This window comes from Streptomyces sp. NPDC048496, from assembly GCF_043200055.1.
Lineage (GTDB): Bacteria > Actinomycetota > Actinomycetes > Streptomycetales > Streptomycetaceae > Streptomyces.
Window position 1 is genome coordinate 1 of record NZ_JBICXB010000036.1, and the last position, 16,092, is coordinate 16,092.

Consider the following 16,092-nt stretch of genomic DNA (forward strand, 5'->3'; position numbering starts at 1 on the left):
ATCGCACGGGAGATCTACCGGCTCATCGCCACTCCGAGCCCCGCAGCCAGCCACGCACGTGCCGCAACCGCTGCTTGACATCCATAGGGGCATCAACGCCGTCGTAGTAGGTACGGGCCCGGCCGGTGACTTCGCCAGGGCGGGTCATGCAGATGGAGTTGTCTGCGGTGACGACTTCGCTGGGGTAGGAGATCAGCCAGTTGTCGGTGTCCGGCGTAACGTAGTCGGTCAACGTGCAGCGCGCTTCGACGGTGCCGGCTCCTCGGCGGTCAGCCGCCGCAGCACCGCCAGCACGGCGGGTCCCGCGTGCTCGGCCATCGCCGGGTACGGCTCCGTCCGGCACGCCGGCCCGGCGGCGACCGGGGCCGCGGCGGAGTCGGGCTCGGGCGAACTCAGGCGTACGGCAGCGGATGCAGGTCGAAGACCAGTGCGACATCGGCGCCGATCCGCTCGGCCGCGGCGCGCAGGGCGGGCAGGACCGTCCGGTGGGCCTCGTCGGCGGAGGTGCGGCCGGCGTGGAGCGAGACGTTGGCTGCGGCGATCACCTGCCCGTCGCGTCCCAGGAGCGGGACGGCGATCGAGCGCAGGCCCTCCTCCAGCTCCTGGTCCACCAGCGCGAAGCCGTCGTGTGCCACCTGCTCCAGGACGGCGCTGAGGCGGTCCGCGCTGGTGACGGTGTGGTCGGTGAACGGCTTGAGGTGGGTGTCGCGCAGCCATCGGGCGCGGCGCTCGTCCGGGAGTCCGGCGAGCAGCACCCGGCCGAGAGAGGTCGCGTGCGCGGGGAAGCGCGTACCGACCGTGATCGCCACGCTCATGATCCGCCCGGCCGCGACGCGGGCGATGTAGCGCACGTCGTCGCCGTCCAGCACGGCGACCGAGGCGGACTCGTGCACCTCGCGGACCAACGTGGCCAGGTGTGGCTGGGCCAGTTCCGCGAGCGAGAGTGCGGACAGGGGAGAGTAACCGAGGTCGAGCACCCGGGGCAGCGGGGTGAACCGGCGTCCGTCCGCGTCGACGGCGACGTAACCGAGGTGCTGCAGCGTCAGCAGTGAGCGCCGGGCCGTGGCGCGGGGCAGGGCGGTGGCTTCGGCCACGGCGGAGAGCGTCATTCCGGCCGGGCGGTCGAGGACGGCCAGCACGGACAGGCCCCGGGCCAGTGACTGCAGGTACTCCGGCCCCAACTCCCTCTTGGCGTCCAGGGAGTGATCCCGGTCCGGGGCCTGGGCCGGTGGCCTGACGCGGAGTTCGGTGAGCGCCCGGCTCATCCGCTCGGCCGTGTTCCGCATCCGGTCCAGAGCGAAGTCGCGCAGCCCCTGCGCCGAGTGGCGGCTGGTGTGGCTGACGACGCTCAACGCGCAGACCACGTGCCCTTCCTGGTCGTGCACGGGGACTGCGACGGCGACCAGGCCGGGTTCGATCCGCTGGTCGTCGAGCGCCCAGCCGTTCTCGCGCGCCTCGGCCGCGCGGGCGCGCAGCTCCGCCTCGGGCTGCCGGGCCCGGCGCGGCCGGGGGGACGGCACGGCCGGAAAGCCCGCGTCGTCCGGGTCGGCCTGGGTCCGGGCCTGCCACTGCGCGTACTGCCGGGCGTCCCAGTCGGCGGCGAAGAGTTCGCCGGGGGCACAGCGCTCGGCGGGCAGCGCGTCACCGACGCGGAAGGAGACGGAGAGCGTGCGTCGGCGCTTGCTCTGCACGACGAAGCGCACCGCGTCGCCGTCGGGGACGGCCAGTGAGACCGACTCGTCCAACTCGTCGGCGAGCGCTTCGGCCAGTGGCCCGAGCGCCTCGGGGATGCCGCTGCTGTGCAGATAGGCCAGGCCGAGCTCGATCAGCCGGGGTGCGAGCACCAGCTCCCGGTCGTCCTCGCGCAGGTACCCGAGCCGGACCAGAGTGGTCGCGATCCGGTCGACGGGGGACCGGGCCAGGCCGGTCAGGGCGACCAGTTCGCTGGGCCGCAACCGTGCCCGGGGGGCCCGGGCAAGCGGGCGCAGGACGGCGAGCCCGCGTTCGAGCGGCCCGACGGACGAGTCGGCGGTGGTCGGCGGCATGGTCCCTCCTCGGTTCCGAACCGTACCTCCGTCCGGTGCCCTTGGGACGCACCGATCGGGGACGGGGCCTTGACAGGCGCAATGACTGGATCGACACTCACTGCAACCACAGGAGATGAAGAATAGTTCATCAGGCGAACGTCGGTGCGGGCAGGCCGCAGCGAGGCCGACGAGGACAAGGGCGAAGACATGGACAAGGTGGTGCGATCGGCCGACGAGGCCGTGGCCGACATCGGTCACGACTCCTCGCTGGCCGTAGGCGGCTTCGGGCTGAGCGGCGTCCCCGACGTGCTCATCCAGGCCCTGCACCAGCAGGGCACCGGGGGCCTGAGCGTGGTCTCCAACAACTGCGGCGTGGACGGCGGCGGGCTGGGCATCCTGCTCGCCGCCGGCCGGATCGTCCGGGTCACCGGCTCGTACGTGGGTGAGAACAAGGAGTTCTCCCGCCGCTACCTCTCCGGTGAGCTGGAGCTGGAGCTCACTCCGCAGGGCACGCTGGCCGAGCGGTTGCGGGCGGGGGGCGCGGGCATCCCCGCCTTCTTCACCTCCGCCGGCGTCGGCACCCTGGTCGCCGAGGGCGGGCTGCCGTGGCGCTACCACCCGGACGGCAGCGTCGCGGTGGCCTCGCCCGCCAAGGAGGTACGCGAGTACGACGGCCGCGCCCACGTCCTGGAGCGCGGCATCACGACCGACTTCGCGCTGGTGCGCGCCGTGAAGGGCGACCGTCACGGCAACCTCGTCTTCGGCAAGGCCGCGCGCAACTTCAACCCGCTCGCCGCGATGGCCGGCCGGATCACGATCGCCGAGGTGGAGGAGCTGGTCGAGCCCGGCGCGATCGACCCGGACGAGGTGCACCTGCCCGGCGTGTTCGTGCAGCGGGTGGTGGAGCTGACGCCGGAGCAGGCCGCGGCCAAGGGGATCGAGAAGAAGACCGTGAGCGAGACTGGAGCGACAGCCCGATGAGCTGGACCCGAGACGAGATGGCCGCCCGAACCGCCCGCGAACTGCCCGACGGCGCCTACGTCAACCTCGGCATCGGCCTGCCGACGCTGATCCCGAACCACCTGCCCGAGGGCGTCGACGTGGTGCTGCAGTCGGAGAACGGCATCCTCGGCGTCGGCCCCTACCCGACCGAGGACCGGGTCGACCCCGATCTGATCAACGCGGGCAAGGAGACCGTCACCGTCGTCCCCGGCGCGGCCTTCTTCGATTCCGCACTCTCCTTCGGCATGATACGCGGCGGCCACATCGACGTCGCGGTGCTGGGCGCGATGCAGGTCTCCGCCCGCGGGGACCTGGCGAACTGGGCCGTCCCCGGCAAGATGATCAAGGGCATGGGCGGCGCGATGGACCTGGTCCACGGCGCCCGCAAGGTCATCGTCGTGATGGAACACACCGCCAAGGACGGCAGCGCGAAGATCGTCGCCGACTGCACCCTGCCGCTGACCGGCCGCCGCTGCGTCGACCGCATCATCACCGACCTCGGCGTCCTCGACGTCACCGAGGACGGGCTGCGTCTGGTCGAGCTCGCGCCGGGCGTCACGGCCGACAAGCTGCGCGAACGCACCGCCGCCGAAGTACTGCGCCCGAAGGAGCACTGAGCATGTCCGAGCAGATCAGCGACGTCTACGTGGTCGATGCCGTACGCACCCCGTTCGGCAGGTACGCCGGGGCCCTGTCGGGCGTCCGCCCGGACGACCTGGCCGCCCGCGTGATCGCGGCACTGCTGGCGCGCACCCCGCAGCTGGACCCCACCCGGATCGGCGACGTCGTGCTCGGCAACGCCAACGGCGCGGGCGAGGAGAACCGCAACGTCGCCCGGATGGCCGTGCTGCTGGCCGGACTACCTGTCGGCGTGCCCGGCGTGACCGTCAACCGGCTCTGCGGCTCGGGCCTGGAGGCAGTGATCCAGGCGGTGCGCGCCATCCGCGTCGGCGACGCGGACATCGTCGTCGCCGGCGGTGTGGAGTCCATGAGCCGAGCCCCCTGGGTGCTGCCCAAGCCCGAGCGCGGCTTCCTCGCCGGGCACCAGGAACTCCACTCGACGACGCTCGGCTGGCGGATGGTCAACCGGCTCATGCCGACCGAGTGGACCATGCCGCTCGGCGAGTGCGCCGAGCTGATCGCCGCCAAGCACGCTATCAGCCGCGAGGAGCAGGACCTCTTCGCACTCGCCAGCCACGAGAAGGCGTCGCGCGCCTGGCGGGACGGCCTGCTCGACGCCGAGGTCGTCCCGGTCGACGGGGTGGACCTGCCGCGCGACGAGTGCGTCCGCGACGGTGGCACGCCCGAGTCGATGGCACGCCTGAAGCCCGCCTTCCTCGCCGACGGCACGGTGACCGCCGGCAACGCCTCCCCGCTCAACGACGGCGCCGCGGCCCTGCTCCTGGTCGGCGAGCACGCGCTGGCCGGGCTCGGCCGCGAACCGCTGGCACGGATCCGCGCGGGCGCGGTCAGCGCGATCGAGCCCCAGCGGTTCGGCCTCGGACCGGTCGAGGCTGGCCGCCGCGCCCTGGAGCGGGCCGGGCTCGGCTTCGACGAACTGCTCACCGTGGAGCTGAACGAGGCGTTCGCAGCCCAGGCCCTGGGCTGCCTCGCGGAGTTGCCCGAGCTGGACCCGGCCAAGGTGAATCCACACGGCGGCGCGATCGCCATCGGCCACCCCCTCGGAGCCTCCGGTGCCCGCCTCGTCGGCTCCGTCGCCCACCAGCTCGCCGACCACGGCTCGGGCACCGGGCTCGCCACGCTGTGCATCGGCGTCGGACAGGGCCTCGCCCTCGTACTCGAGCGCTGAACCCGTAGAAAGGACAAGGGAGATGAGCCAACTCATCGAGCAGAGCCTGATCGACGCCGAGATGGCGGCGATCCGACCGGACGGCGGCGCCCACCCGTCTCGTTCCTACGCCCCCTACCGCAGCACGCTGCTGCGCCACCCCACCCAGCCGCTGGTCGCGGTCGAGGACCCGGAGGCGGTCGAACTGACCGGCCCGGTCTTCGGACACACCGACGTGACCACGCTGGACAGTGATCTGACCCGCCAGCAATTCGGCGAGCCGCTGGGCGAGCGCATCACCGTCACCGGCCGGGTGCTCGACCGCGCCGGGCGCCCCGTGCGCGGCCAACTCGTCGAGATCTGGCAGGCCAACGCCTCCGGCCGCTACGCCCACCAGCGCGACCAGCATCCGGCGCCGCTCGATCCCAACTTCACTGGTATCGGACGCTGTCTGACGGACGACCAGGGCGGCTACGCGTTCACCACCGTCAAGCCGGGCGCGTACCCGTGGCGCAACCACCTCAACGCCTGGCGTCCGGCGCACATCCACTTCTCGCTCTTCGGCACCGCGTTCACCCAGCGCTTGATCACCCAGATGTACTTCCCGGGCGATCCGCTCTTCGCCCACGACCCGATCTACCAGTCCATCACCGACCCGGCGGCCCGCGAGCGGCTGGTCGCCGCATACGTCCACGAGCTGTCCCAGCCGGAATGGTCGCTGGGCTACCGCTTCGACATCGTCCTCGACGGCCCCGGGGCCACCTGGACCGAGCAGCAGGAGGACGAGGACAGGTGAGCAGTCAGGTGACCGTGAGGGACGTCACGCCCTCTCAGACCGTGGGCCCCTTCTTCGGGTACGCCCTGCCGTTCGCGGGCGGCGGGGACGTCGCACCGGTCGGCGACCCGCGGGCCGTGACCCTGCACGGACGGGTGCTGGACGGCGAGGGGCGGCCGGTCCCCGACGCACTGCTGGAGTTCTGGCAGGCGAGCCCGGAGGACTCACGGGCCGGTGCGCCAGGCTCGATGCGCCGCGACCCCGTCACCGGCGCGGTTCTCGGCCGTCACGGGGTGGACTTCACCGGCTTCGGCCGCGTCGCCGTGGACGCCGACGGCCACTACACGCTGCGCACGCTTCCGCCGCCCGCCGACGCGCCCTACCTCGGTGTCGTGGTCTTCGCCCGCGGCCTGCTGCACCATCTGCACACCCGCGCCTACCTGCCGGGGCACGAGGACGACGCGCTGCTTCGCGGCCTGCCGGCCGACCGGCGCGCGACGCTGCTGGCCGTGCGGGAACGCGATGGTGTCCACCGCTTCGACATCCGCCTGCAGGGAGGCCCGGGAGAGGAGACGGTCTTCCTTGACTTCCGCTGACATGCCCGCCGACGTCGGTCTGTTGGCGCCCGGCCGGGCCGGTTCGCCGGTCGAGGCCGCGACCGGCGACCACGGCTTCCTCCAGGCCATGCTCGACGCCGAGGCGGCACTGACACGGGCGCGGGCCGAACTCGGCCTGGCGCCCGCCGAGGCGGCCGATGCCGTCACCGCGGCCGCGCGCGCCGAGCGCTTCGACGCCCGCTCGCTCGCGCTGCGGGCCGGGGCCTGGGGCAATCCGGTGATCCCGTTGGTCGCGGACCTCACCGCGGCCGTCCCGAGCGCCGCCGACCACGTCCACCACGGCGCGACCAGCCAGGACATCCTCGACTCCGCACTGATGCTGGTGGCCGCCCGCGCCCGGCGGCTGATCCTGGCCGACCTGGACCGTGCCGCCACGGCGCTGGCCGGGCTCGCCGCCGCACACCGCGACACACCGATGCCCGGCCGCACGCTCACCCAGCACGCCGTACCGACCACCTTCGGACTGAAGGCGGCCGGCTGGCGACACCTGGTCCTGGACGCCAGGGACCGGCTCGCCGCCGTCCCGCTGCCCGCCCAACTGGGCGGCGCCGCGGGCACGCTGGCCGCCTTCGGGGACCAGGCACTGCCGCTCTCGGCCGGGTACGCGCGGCAGTTGGGGCTCGCCGAGCCGTTGCTGCCGTGGCACGTGCTGCGCATGCCCGTCGCGGACCTGGGCGCGGCGCTGGCCCTGGTCGGCGGCGCGCTCGGCAAGATCGCCGCCGATGTGCTGGTGCTCTCCCGCACGGAGATCGCAGAGGTGGCGGAAGGCAGCGGCGGCGGCTCGTCGGCCATGCCGCACAAGTCCAACCCGGTGCGGGCCACCCTCATCGCCTCCGCCGCGCGGCGCCTGCCGCAGCTCGCGGCGGTGCTGTTCGGCTCCATGGCCGCGGAGGACGAGCGCCCGGCCGGTGCCTGGCACGCCGAGTGGGAGACCCTGCGCGAAGCCCTGCGCCTGGTCGGCGGAGCGGCCCGGGACGCCGCCCGGATGACCTCCGAGCTGCGGGTGGCCGGCCACCGGATGCGCGCCCACCTCGAACTGACGGAAGGGCTGATCGTCTCCGAGCGCCTCGTCGCCGCCTTCGAACCGCTGGTCGGCCGGACCGAGGCGCGCAGCCTGCTCACCCGTGCCTCCCGGGCCGCCGCAGCCGAGGGCCTGGGCCTGGACGAGGCCCTGGAGGAGGATCCGGCGCTCGCCGGCCTGCTCGACCCGAAGCGGCTGCGGGACCTGCTCGACCCGACCGGCTACCTCGGCGCCGCCGCGCCGCTCACCGACCGAGCCCTGCGCCGCGGCCCGGGGCACCACCACGACCACTCCGAGGACCTGCCATGACGTCACCGAAGACGTCGACTACCCCGCTCCACCACCGCGTCGACGGGTGCAACGACGCTCCCCCGCTGCTCCTGGGCCCGTCCCTGGGCACTTCCCTGAAGTTGTGGGACGCACTCGCCCCGGCACTGTCGCGGCGGCACCGGGTGATCCGCTGGGACTTCCCAGGCCATGGCGGAACGCCCGCTTCCGTGCTGCCGGACCCGGAGCCCGGGCACACCACCGTGGCCGACCTCGGCGCGCTGGTGCTCGCCCTCGCCGACGCGCTCGGCGTCGACCGGTTCGCCTACGCGGGGGTCTCGCTCGGCGGTGCGATCGGCACCTGGCTGGCCGTCCACCACCCGGAGCGGGTGGCATCGCTGACGGTCGTCTGCTCCGCGGCCCGCTTCGCCGAACCGAGGGCCTGGCAGGCGCGGGCCGCGCTGGTGCGCACGGAGGGGCTGGACCAGCTCGCGGCCAACGCGCCCGCCCGGTGGTTCACCCCGGCCTTCGCCGGGACGCCGACCGCCGCCGCCCTGGTCGAGGACCAGAGAGCCTGCGACCGAGACGGCTACGCCGCCTGCTGCGACGCCCTGGCCGGATTCGACCTGCGCGCCGAACTGGGGCGGATCAGCGTGCCCACGCTCGTCGTGGGCGGACGCGAGGACCTGGCCACCCCGCCGGTCAAGGCCCGGGAACTCGCCGACGGCATTCCCGGCGCGACCCTGGTGGAGATCCCCGGGGCCGCCCACCTCGCCCCCGCCGAGCAGCCGCAACGCGTGCTCGCCGCGCTGCTCGCCCACCTCGGCCCGGCCCCGGACACGGCGGGAGCGGCACGCGAGGAGACGCACGCCACCGGTATGCGGGTGCGCCGCGCCGTCCTCGGCGACGCACACGTGGACCGAGCGGTGGCCGGCACCACCGCGTTCACCGAGCCCTTCCAGGATCTGATCACCCGGTACGCCTGGGGCGAGATCTGGACCCGCCCGGGGCTGGACCGGCGCACCCGCAGCTGCATCACCCTCACCGCCCTGGTCGCCCTCGGCCACCACGAGGAACTGGCCATGCACGTCCGCGCGGCCCGCACCAACGGCCTGTCCGCGGCGGAGATCGGAGAGGTGCTGCTGCAGGCCGCGATCTACTGCGGCGTCCCGGCGGCCAACTCGGCCTTCGCCGTGGCCAACGGCGTACTCGAAGAACTCGAAGGAGAGCCCCACCCGTGAGCCGAACCATCCCCGCCCGTAGGGCCGTCGGCCCCGCGGGCCCGCCGACCGGCCGGAGCCGAGTGGCCCCCGCCACAGCGACTTCTGCTGGACGGAAGTCAGCCGTGGCCGCAGCGGACAGGAGCGCCGAACAATGAGCCGTATGTCATCCTCGCTCATCCACTCCCGCACCCGGGTCGGCATCGTCGGTGCCGGGCCCGCCGGGCTCATGCTCTCCCACCTGCTCGCACGGGCCGGAATCGACTCCGTCGCGATCGACCTGCGCAGCCGTGAGGAGATCGAGCGGACCCACCGCGCCGGGATCCTCGAACAGGATTCCGTGGACCTGCTGGTCGACACCGGTGTCTCCGACCGTGTGCACCGTGACGGCTACCGGCACGACGGCATCGAGCTGGCCTTCGGCGGCGGCAGCCACCGGATCGACTTCCGCGGCCTGGTCGGCGCCTCGACGTACCTCTACCCCCAGCAGGACGTCTTCACCGACCTCGCCGACGCCCGCGAACGCGACGGCGGCGACGTGCGCTTCGGCGTCACCGACGTCTCGGTCGACGACCTCCTCTCGGCGCCGGTCATGCGGTTCACCGACGCCGATGGGGCCGCTCACGAGGTCCGGGCCGAGTTCCTGGTCGGTGCCGACGGCTCGCGGAGCCTGTGCCGCCGGATGGTGCCGGAGGCCGAGCGGCGCCAATACTTCCGCGAGTACCCCTTCGCCTGGTTCGGCATCCTCGCCGAGGCACCGGCGAGCGCGCCGGAGCTCATCTACAACCACTCGCCCCGCGGCTTCGCGCTGATCAGCCAGCGCACCGAGGCGCTGCAGCGGATGTACTTCCAGTGCGATCCCGGCGAGGACGCGGACGCCTGGTCCGACGACCGGATCTGGGCGGAGCTGCAGGCGCGCGTGGGCGCCAACGGCCACGCGCTGAAGGAGGGGCCGATCACCTCGCGGACCGTGCTGCCGTTCCGCAGCTTCGTCCAGGAGCCGATGCACCACGGCCGCCTCGTCCTCGCCGGCGACGCCGCGCACACGGTCCCGCCGACCGGCGCCAAGGGGCTCAATCTCGCGCTCGCCGATGTCCGGGTGCTGGCCGGGGAGTTGGAACGGGCGCTGGCCACCGACGACCCGGCCCCGCTGGCGAGCTACAGCGAGCGGGCGCTGCACCGGGTGTGGAAGGCCCAGCACTTCTCCTACTGGATGACGACGATGCTGCACACCCTGCCGGACGCGACCCCCTTCGACGTGCGGCGCCAGGAGGGCGAGCTGGCCTCGGTGACCGGATCGGCCGCGGGGTCGACGTACCTCGCCGAGGCCTACACCGGCTGGCCCGGAGGGCGCTGAGCATGGCCCTGCCCCGCCTGCACCCCCTCACCAACCAGCTCGGCGAGGACGTCACCGGCCATCTGCCCGACGCCGCCGGCGTCCCCGGCACGGCCGGCTGGCGGACGGAGGACGACGCCGTGTGGCGGCTGGCAGCCGGTCACCTGCGCGTACGCGGCAACGACGGTCACACCGCCTACTCCTACGGCCTCGCCCGCGCCCTGTGCGACCTGCACCCCGAGGCGGACCGCGACGTCGTGCTGCCCGCGATCATCCTCCACGGCACCGGCTGGTCGCGGGTGCCGGAGGAGGAGGTGCTGGAGGCGATCCGGCCCGGGGGCGGGCGGCCCGACCTGGTCCTGCGGCACGAGAAGGAGGGCGCCGCCATCGCCGCGGACATCCTCGCCCGTCTCGGCCACGACCCGGTCCGGACCGCGGAGATCGTCGGGATCGTCGACGGTCACGACTCACGCGCCGCCGCCCTGCCGCTCAACGACGCGCTGGTCACGGACGCCGACAAGCTGTGGCGGCTCACACCGCACGGGGTCGAAACGATCATGGACTGGTTCGGGCTCACCCGGGAACAGGCGCTGGTCCTGATCGGCAGCCGGGTCCACGACCACCTGTTCACCGACACGGCCCGCGCCCTGGCCGCCATGGCGGGGATCGACAGCACTCCCCAGCGGGTCGCGCTGGGCTGACGACGCGGGGCCGACGGCCGCGCGCACGAGCGCGTCGCGCCGACGGCCAGGGGCCGGCCGCGCGACGCGTGGGGTCATATGCCGTCGCACGTGACAATGTCATCACCGTGGCGTCACCACCGTCACGTCAGCACCATGACCGAGGAGGGTGCCGTGCGCAGTGACGGCCGCACCGTGACCACCAAGGTGTTCGCGCTGCTCGGCGCCTTCGAGGGTGGTCAGCACGCGCTGTCGCTCAGCGAGCTGGCCCAGTACGCCGACGTACCGCTGCCCACCGCCCACCGGCTCGTCGGGGAACTCGTCGAGTGGGGCGCCCTCGAACGGGACGACCGCGGCCGCTACATCGTCGGCCTGCGCCTGTGGGGGGTCGCCCAGAACGCTGGCCGTCACCTGCGCGACACCGCCCGTCCCCATCTGCAGGACCTGTTCTCGCTCACCCACGAGACCGCGCACCTCGCCATCCGCGACGGGGACGAGGCGCTCTACATCGACCGGATCTACGGATCGACCCGGGTTCCGCGGGCCTCGCGCGTCGGCGGCCGGCTGCCGCTGCATGCCACGGCGGTCGGCAAGGTGCTGCTGGCCCACGAGGAGGAGTGGGTGCGCGAGGCGTATCTCGCGCACCGCCTGGAGGCACCGACCCGGCACACGCACGTCAACCCGGGCCGGCTCGCGGCCGAGTTGCGCAAGGTGCGCGACGAGGGCTACGCCACCACCCAGGAGGAGGTCCGCGAGGGCTCCTGCTCGATCGCGGTACCGGTCCGTCTGGAGCCGCATCCGGCCGCGATCGGCCTGGTGATGCTGTCGAACCAGGGGGCCGTCATGACCCGCCACCTGCCGACCCTGCGGGGCGTCGCGCGGCGCATCGAGGCCGCCGCGGCGCGGCCGCAGCCCGCCCCGGTACTGCGGCCGCGTCGCACCACCCGGCAACCCCGCTGATCCGGTGCCGGAGCCGCTTCCGTCCAACGGAAGTCGCGCCTGGACGGCCTCTGTGGCCGGGGGCACCATGAAGCGGTCGTCACACGACACGACACACGTCTCAGGAGGCGGAATGGCGTCGACTCAGAGCCCGGCCGGGACTGCCCCGGCCTGTCCGGTCCACCACGGCTACGAACCATTCGAACAGGACGACCCGTTCCCGTCGTACGCGGCCCTGCGTGCCCAGGAACCGGTGATGTTCGACGAGCGGATCGGCTACTGGGTCGTGAGCCGTTACGACGACATCAAAGCCGTCTTCGACGACTGGGAGACCTTCTCCTCCGAGAACGCCCAGGCCCCGGTGCGCGAACGGGGACGGCAGGCCCGGCAGATCATGGAGGAGGGCGGCTTCACCGCCTACTCCGGCCTCTCCGCCCGGGTCCCCCCGGAGCACACCCGGATCCGCAAGGTCTCCGCGAAGGCGTTCACGCCGCGCCGGTTCAAGGTGCTCGAACCCCGGGTCCGTGCCAATGTGGTGCGGCTGCTGGAGGCGATGCTGGCGAGGGCGGAGCGCCGCGGCGACCTGGTCCGGGACCTCGCCTACGACGTCCCCACGATCACCATCCTCACCCTGATCGGCGCGGACGTCGGCATGATCGACACCTTCAAGCGCTGGTCGGACTCGCGCGCGGCGGTGACCTGGGGCGACCTGACCGACGAGGAGCAGGTGCCGCACGCCCGCAACCTGGTCGAGTACTGGGCCGAGTGCCGGCGCCTGGTCGCCGAGGCGCACGAGACCGCACCGGACAGCCTGGTCGGCGACATGGTCCGGATGCAGGCCGAGGGCGACCCGATCAGCGACCACGAGATCGCCTCGGTCTGCTACTCGCTGCTCTTCGCCGGCCACGAGACGACCACCACCCTGATCTCCAACGCGCTGCGCGTGCTGCTCTCCCACCCCGAGCAGTGGCGGGCCGTGGTCGACGACCCGGCGCGTGTCCCGGCCGCCGTCGACGAGGTGCTGCGCTACAGCCCCTCCATCGTCGGCTGGCGCCGGCGGGCGCTGCGTGACACCGAGATCGGCGGCGTGGCGATCCCGAAGGGCGCCGACGTCCTGCTGCTCATGGGCTCCGCCAACCGCGACGCGTCCCGGTTCGAGGACGGCGAGTCCTTCGACATCGGCCGTCCCAACGCCCGCGAGCACCTGTCGTTCGGCTACGGGATCCACTACTGCCTGGGCAACATGCTCGCCAAGCTGCAGGCGAAGATCGCGCTGGAGGAGGTCGCGCGCCTCGCACCGGCTCTGCGCCTCGCCGACGGCGCGGACATCCGCTTCGGCCGCAACCTCTCCTTCCGCGCCCCTGCCGCGGTCCCCGTCACCTGGGAGGACTGACCCGTGAGCGACTTCATCGTCTTCTTCGACAGCGGGCACGAGCCCACGCTCCAACTGCTCGGCGGCAAGTGCGCCTCACTGGTCTCGATGACCTCGGCGGGGATGCCGGTGCCGCCCGGCTTCGCGGTGACCACCGCCGCCTTCGACCGCTTCGTCGACGGCAGCGGGCTGCGCGACGAGATCCGCGCCCGCCTCGCCGAGATCGACCCCGACGACGTCGAGTGCGTCGACCGGATCTCGTCCCGGATCCGGGACGCGATCGAGTCGCGCGACGTGCCGGAGGACATGCACGGTGTCCTGGGCGAGGCCTACGAGCGGCTGATGTCACGGTTCGACGCCGGGGTGCCGGTCGCGGTCCGCTCGTCCGCCACCGCCGAGGACCTGCCCGACGCCAGCTTCGCCGGCCAGCAGGACACGTACCTGTGGCTCATCGGCTACAAGGCGGTCAGCGAGCACGTCCGGCGTTGCTGGGCCTCGCTCTACACCAGCCGCGCCATCACCTACCGTCTGCGCAAGGGCATTCCCGAGGACGACCTGTCGATGGCGGTCGCGGTGCAGAAGATGGTGAACGCCCGCACCGCCGGTGTCGCGATGACCCTGGACCCCTCGAACGGCGACCGCTCCAAGGTCGTCGTGGACGCCTCCTGGGGGGTTGGCGAGATGGTCGTCTCGGGACAGGTGACCCCTGACAACATCCTGCTCGACAAGATCATGCTCACCGTGGTCCGCGAGCACATCGGCGACAAGCACGCCGAGCTGGTGCCGGACCTGCGGCCCGGTCGGCTTATCGAGCGGGAGGTCGAGCCGGAGCGCCGCGCGGTCCGCTGCCTGTCCGACGCCGAGCTGCGCGCGGTCGCGGTCATGGCCAAGCGGGCCGAGAAGCACTACGGCACCCCGCAGGACATCGAGTGGGCCATCGACGCCGATCTGCCCGACGGGGAGAACCTGCTGTTGCTGCAGTCTCGTCCGGAGACGGTCCACTCCGGCCCCCGGGCCGCCGCGCCCCCGGCCCCCACGACGTCGGTCCCGGCGTTCTCGTTCCCCTCGGCCGCGACCGCCGCGGCAGCGACCGGCACGGCGCCGGCCCCCGCGCAGACCTCCACCGACCCGGCCTCCACGATCACGCGCACACCCGGCTTCTCCATGGCCGGGATCACCTCCTCCCTCATCGGCCGCTGAGCCGCTCCCGCAAAGGATCCGAGCGTGACCATCGAACAGACCATGAAGTCCTTCCCGAAGCCATCCGAGATCGAGGTGCCCGAGGGAGCCGAGGGCTGGGAGCAGCTCTACCCCTACAACCTCGTCTTCGACAACGCGCCGGACGGGGACGACAAGTTCTGGTTCTGCGACAGCCAGCACTGGCCCACCGTGTTCAAGCCGTTCGAGACCATCGGTGGCGAGTTCGCGGTCAAGTGCCTCGGGCAGTACAACACCAGGCACCTGCTCATCCCGCCGGCCAACGGCATCGAGTTCAAGATCCACCTGGGCTACCTCTACATGAGCCCCGTGGCCGTGCCGCCGGAGGAGATCCCGGCCCGGGTGCCGGAGTTCGAACGCCGCGCCGGCCACTACTTCCAGAACTGGGACAGCCTGCTGGAGGGCTGGCGCGTCAAGGTCCGCGCCACCATCGACGAGATGGAGGAGCTGCGCTTCGAGGCGCTGCCCGCGATGGTGCCGTTCGACGACATCGTCTCCGGCAAGGCGATGGACGGCTCCCAGACGCTGATGGAGAACTACGACCGCCTGATCGCGCTGCTCTACCGCAACTGGCAGTACCACTTCGAGTTCCTGAACCTCGGTTACCTCGCCTACCTGGACTTCTTCGGCTTCTGCAAGGAAGCCTTCCCGGGCATCCCCGACCAGGCCATCGCCAAGATGGTGCAGGGCGTCGACATGGAGCTGTTCCGGCCCGACGACGAGCTCAAGCGGCTCGCCGTCAAGGCCGTCGAGGCGGGGCTCCAGTCGGCCTTCGAGAACCCGGACGACGTCGAGGGCACCCTGCGGGCGGTCCGCGAGGCGGGCGGCGAGGAGTGGGTCGCGGCCTACCGGGCGGCCCAGGACCCGTGGTTCAACTTCACCGTCGGCAACGGCTTCTACGGCCATGACAAGTACTGGCTGGAGCACCAGGAGATACCGCTCGGCTACATCAAGGACTACATCCGCCGCGTCGACGAGGGCCAGGAGATCATGCGCCCGGTCGAGCAGCTGGCCGCCGAGAAGGAACGGATCGTCGAGGAGTACCGCGAGGTGCTCCAGGGCGAGCTGCGCGAGCAGTTCGACGCCAAGCGCGGGCTCGCGGCCACCGCCTACCCGTACGTGGAGAACCACAACTTCTACATCGAGCACTGGACGATGGGCGTGTTCTGGCGCAAGGTGCGCGAGCTGGCCCGGGTCTTCGTCGGGGCCAGTTTCTGGGCCGACCCCGCCGACATGCTCTACCTCAACCGCAACGAGGTCCGCGACGCGATCTTCGACCTGGTCACCGGCTGGGCGGTCGGTGCCGAGTCGACCGGCCCGCACTACTGGCCGGCCGAGATCGAGCGGCGTCGCCGGATCATCGACGCGCTGTCCACCCAGCGCCCGCAGCCCGCGCTCAACACGCCGCCTGCGCAGATCACCGAACCGTTCACGATGATGCTCTACGGCATCACCACCGAGCAGGTGCAGCAGTGGCTGGACGGCGACGAAAGCGCCGCCGACGGGGCGATCACCGGCATGGCCGCGTCCCCGGGCGTGGTCGAGGGCATCGCCCGCGTGATCACCTCCGCCGACCAGCTGGGCGAGGTCCAGGAGGGCGAGATCCTTGTCGCCACGATCACCGCGCCGTCCTGGGGGCCGATCTTCGGCCGGATCAGGGCGACCGTCACCGACATCGGCGGCATGATGAGCCACGCTGCGATCGTCTGCCGCGAGTACGGCCTGCCCGCCGTGACGGGCACCGGTTCGGCGTCCGCCACGATCCGCACCGGACAGCGCCTCCGCGTCGACGGCGACGCCGGGCGCGTCGAGATCCTGGAGAGCTGAAC

General features: G+C 72.5%; 15 protein-coding genes. 13 read left to right on the plus strand and 2 right to left on the minus strand.

Annotation, left to right across the window (positions count from 1 at the left end):
* Positions 1-22 precede the first annotated feature (22 nt).
* Positions 23-232 (minus strand): hypothetical protein, encoded by a 210-nt coding sequence (locus ACGFSA_RS26075; protein WP_393308139.1) that lies wholly within the window; start codon positions 230-232, stop codon positions 23-25.
* Positions 233-392: 160 nt separating this feature from the next.
* On the minus strand, positions 393-2,045 hold the full coding sequence (locus ACGFSA_RS26080) for an IclR family transcriptional regulator C-terminal domain-containing protein (RefSeq protein WP_393308140.1): 1,653 nt from the start codon (positions 2,043-2,045) through the stop codon (positions 393-395).
* 189 nt (positions 2,046-2,234) lie between these two features.
* Between ACGFSA_RS26080 and ACGFSA_RS26085 the strand changes: the two genes are divergently transcribed.
* From ACGFSA_RS26085 to ACGFSA_RS26145, 13 genes are all read left to right on the plus strand, one after another.
* Entirely contained in the window at positions 2,235-3,008 is a 774-nt protein-coding gene (locus ACGFSA_RS26085) for a CoA transferase subunit A (protein ID WP_393308253.1), read from the plus strand.
* The gene (locus ACGFSA_RS26090; RefSeq protein ID WP_393308141.1) at positions 3,005-3,646 is read left to right on the plus strand and encodes a CoA transferase subunit B; all 642 of its coding nucleotides are present in this window, start codon (positions 3,005-3,007) and stop codon (positions 3,644-3,646) included. The genes ACGFSA_RS26085 and ACGFSA_RS26090 overlap by 4 nt, the downstream gene beginning before the upstream one ends.
* A gap of 2 nt (positions 3,647-3,648) precedes the next feature.
* Positions 3,649-4,839 carry a thiolase family protein gene (locus tag ACGFSA_RS26095; RefSeq protein WP_393308143.1) on the plus strand — a complete coding sequence of 397 codons (1,191 nt, stop codon included), beginning with the start codon at positions 3,649-3,651 and terminating at the stop codon, positions 4,837-4,839.
* A gap of 22 nt (positions 4,840-4,861) precedes the next feature.
* The gene (gene pcaH, locus ACGFSA_RS26100) at positions 4,862-5,614 is read left to right on the plus strand and encodes a protocatechuate 3,4-dioxygenase subunit beta (protein WP_393308145.1); all 753 of its coding nucleotides are present in this window, start codon (positions 4,862-4,864) and stop codon (positions 5,612-5,614) included.
* Positions 5,615-5,628: 14 nt separating this feature from the next.
* A complete protein-coding gene (gene pcaG / locus ACGFSA_RS26105; RefSeq protein WP_393308255.1) occupies positions 5,629-6,189 on the plus strand; it encodes a protocatechuate 3,4-dioxygenase subunit alpha in 561 nt (186 codons plus the stop codon).
* Positions 6,176-7,540: a 3-carboxy-cis,cis-muconate cycloisomerase gene (gene pcaB, locus ACGFSA_RS26110; protein WP_393308147.1), complete on the plus strand. Its 1,365-nt coding sequence runs from the start codon at positions 6,176-6,178 to the stop codon at positions 7,538-7,540. The genes pcaG and pcaB overlap by 14 nt, the downstream gene beginning before the upstream one ends.
* A complete protein-coding gene (pcaD, locus tag ACGFSA_RS26115) occupies positions 7,537-8,739 on the plus strand; it encodes a 3-oxoadipate enol-lactonase (protein ID WP_393308149.1) in 1,203 nt (400 codons plus the stop codon). The genes pcaB and pcaD overlap by 4 nt, the downstream gene beginning before the upstream one ends.
* A 133-nt stretch (positions 8,740-8,872) precedes the next feature.
* Entirely contained in the window at positions 8,873-10,075 is a 1,203-nt protein-coding gene (locus tag ACGFSA_RS26120; protein WP_393308151.1) for a 4-hydroxybenzoate 3-monooxygenase, read from the plus strand.
* Positions 10,076-10,077: 2 nt separating this feature from the next.
* Positions 10,078-10,755, plus strand: coding sequence for an HD domain-containing protein (locus ACGFSA_RS26125; RefSeq protein WP_393308153.1), 678 nt, complete (start codon positions 10,078-10,080; stop codon positions 10,753-10,755).
* A 135-nt stretch (positions 10,756-10,890) separates the two neighbouring features.
* Complete coding sequence (locus tag ACGFSA_RS26130; RefSeq protein ID WP_393308155.1) at positions 10,891-11,694, plus strand: IclR family transcriptional regulator; 804 nt, start codon at positions 10,891-10,893, stop codon at positions 11,692-11,694.
* Positions 11,695-11,806: 112 nt separating this feature from the next.
* Complete coding sequence (locus tag ACGFSA_RS26135) at positions 11,807-13,066, plus strand: cytochrome P450 (RefSeq protein WP_393308157.1); 1,260 nt, start codon at positions 11,807-11,809, stop codon at positions 13,064-13,066.
* Positions 13,067-13,069: 3 nt separating this feature from the next.
* Complete coding sequence (locus tag ACGFSA_RS26140) at positions 13,070-14,245, plus strand: PEP/pyruvate-binding domain-containing protein (protein WP_393308159.1); 1,176 nt, start codon at positions 13,070-13,072, stop codon at positions 14,243-14,245.
* Between the two features lie 24 nt (positions 14,246-14,269).
* On the plus strand, positions 14,270-16,090 hold the full coding sequence (locus tag ACGFSA_RS26145; RefSeq protein ID WP_393308161.1) for a PEP-utilizing enzyme: 1,821 nt from the start codon (positions 14,270-14,272) through the stop codon (positions 16,088-16,090).
* Positions 16,091-16,092: the final 2 nt, after the last annotated feature.

Coding starts and splice junctions, on each gene's coding strand:
- ACGFSA_RS26080 (WP_393308140.1), bottom strand. CDS start 2,045: ATGCCGCCGACCACCGCCGACTCGTCCGTCGGGCCGCTCGAACGCGGG.
- ACGFSA_RS26085 (WP_393308253.1), top strand. CDS start 2,235: ATGGACAAGGTGGTGCGATCGGCCGACGAGGCCGTGGCCGACATCGGT.
- ACGFSA_RS26090 (WP_393308141.1), top strand. CDS start 3,005: ATGAGCTGGACCCGAGACGAGATGGCCGCCCGAACCGCCCGCGAACTG.
- ACGFSA_RS26095 (WP_393308143.1), top strand. CDS start 3,649: ATGTCCGAGCAGATCAGCGACGTCTACGTGGTCGATGCCGTACGCACC.
- pcaH (WP_393308145.1), top strand. CDS start 4,862: ATGAGCCAACTCATCGAGCAGAGCCTGATCGACGCCGAGATGGCGGCG.
- pcaD (WP_393308149.1), top strand. CDS start 7,537: ATGACGTCACCGAAGACGTCGACTACCCCGCTCCACCACCGCGTCGAC.
- ACGFSA_RS26120 (WP_393308151.1), top strand. CDS start 8,873: ATGAGCCGTATGTCATCCTCGCTCATCCACTCCCGCACCCGGGTCGGC.
- ACGFSA_RS26125 (WP_393308153.1), top strand. CDS start 10,078: ATGGCCCTGCCCCGCCTGCACCCCCTCACCAACCAGCTCGGCGAGGAC.
- ACGFSA_RS26130 (WP_393308155.1), top strand. CDS start 10,891: ATGACCGAGGAGGGTGCCGTGCGCAGTGACGGCCGCACCGTGACCACC.
- ACGFSA_RS26135 (WP_393308157.1), top strand. CDS start 11,807: ATGGCGTCGACTCAGAGCCCGGCCGGGACTGCCCCGGCCTGTCCGGTC.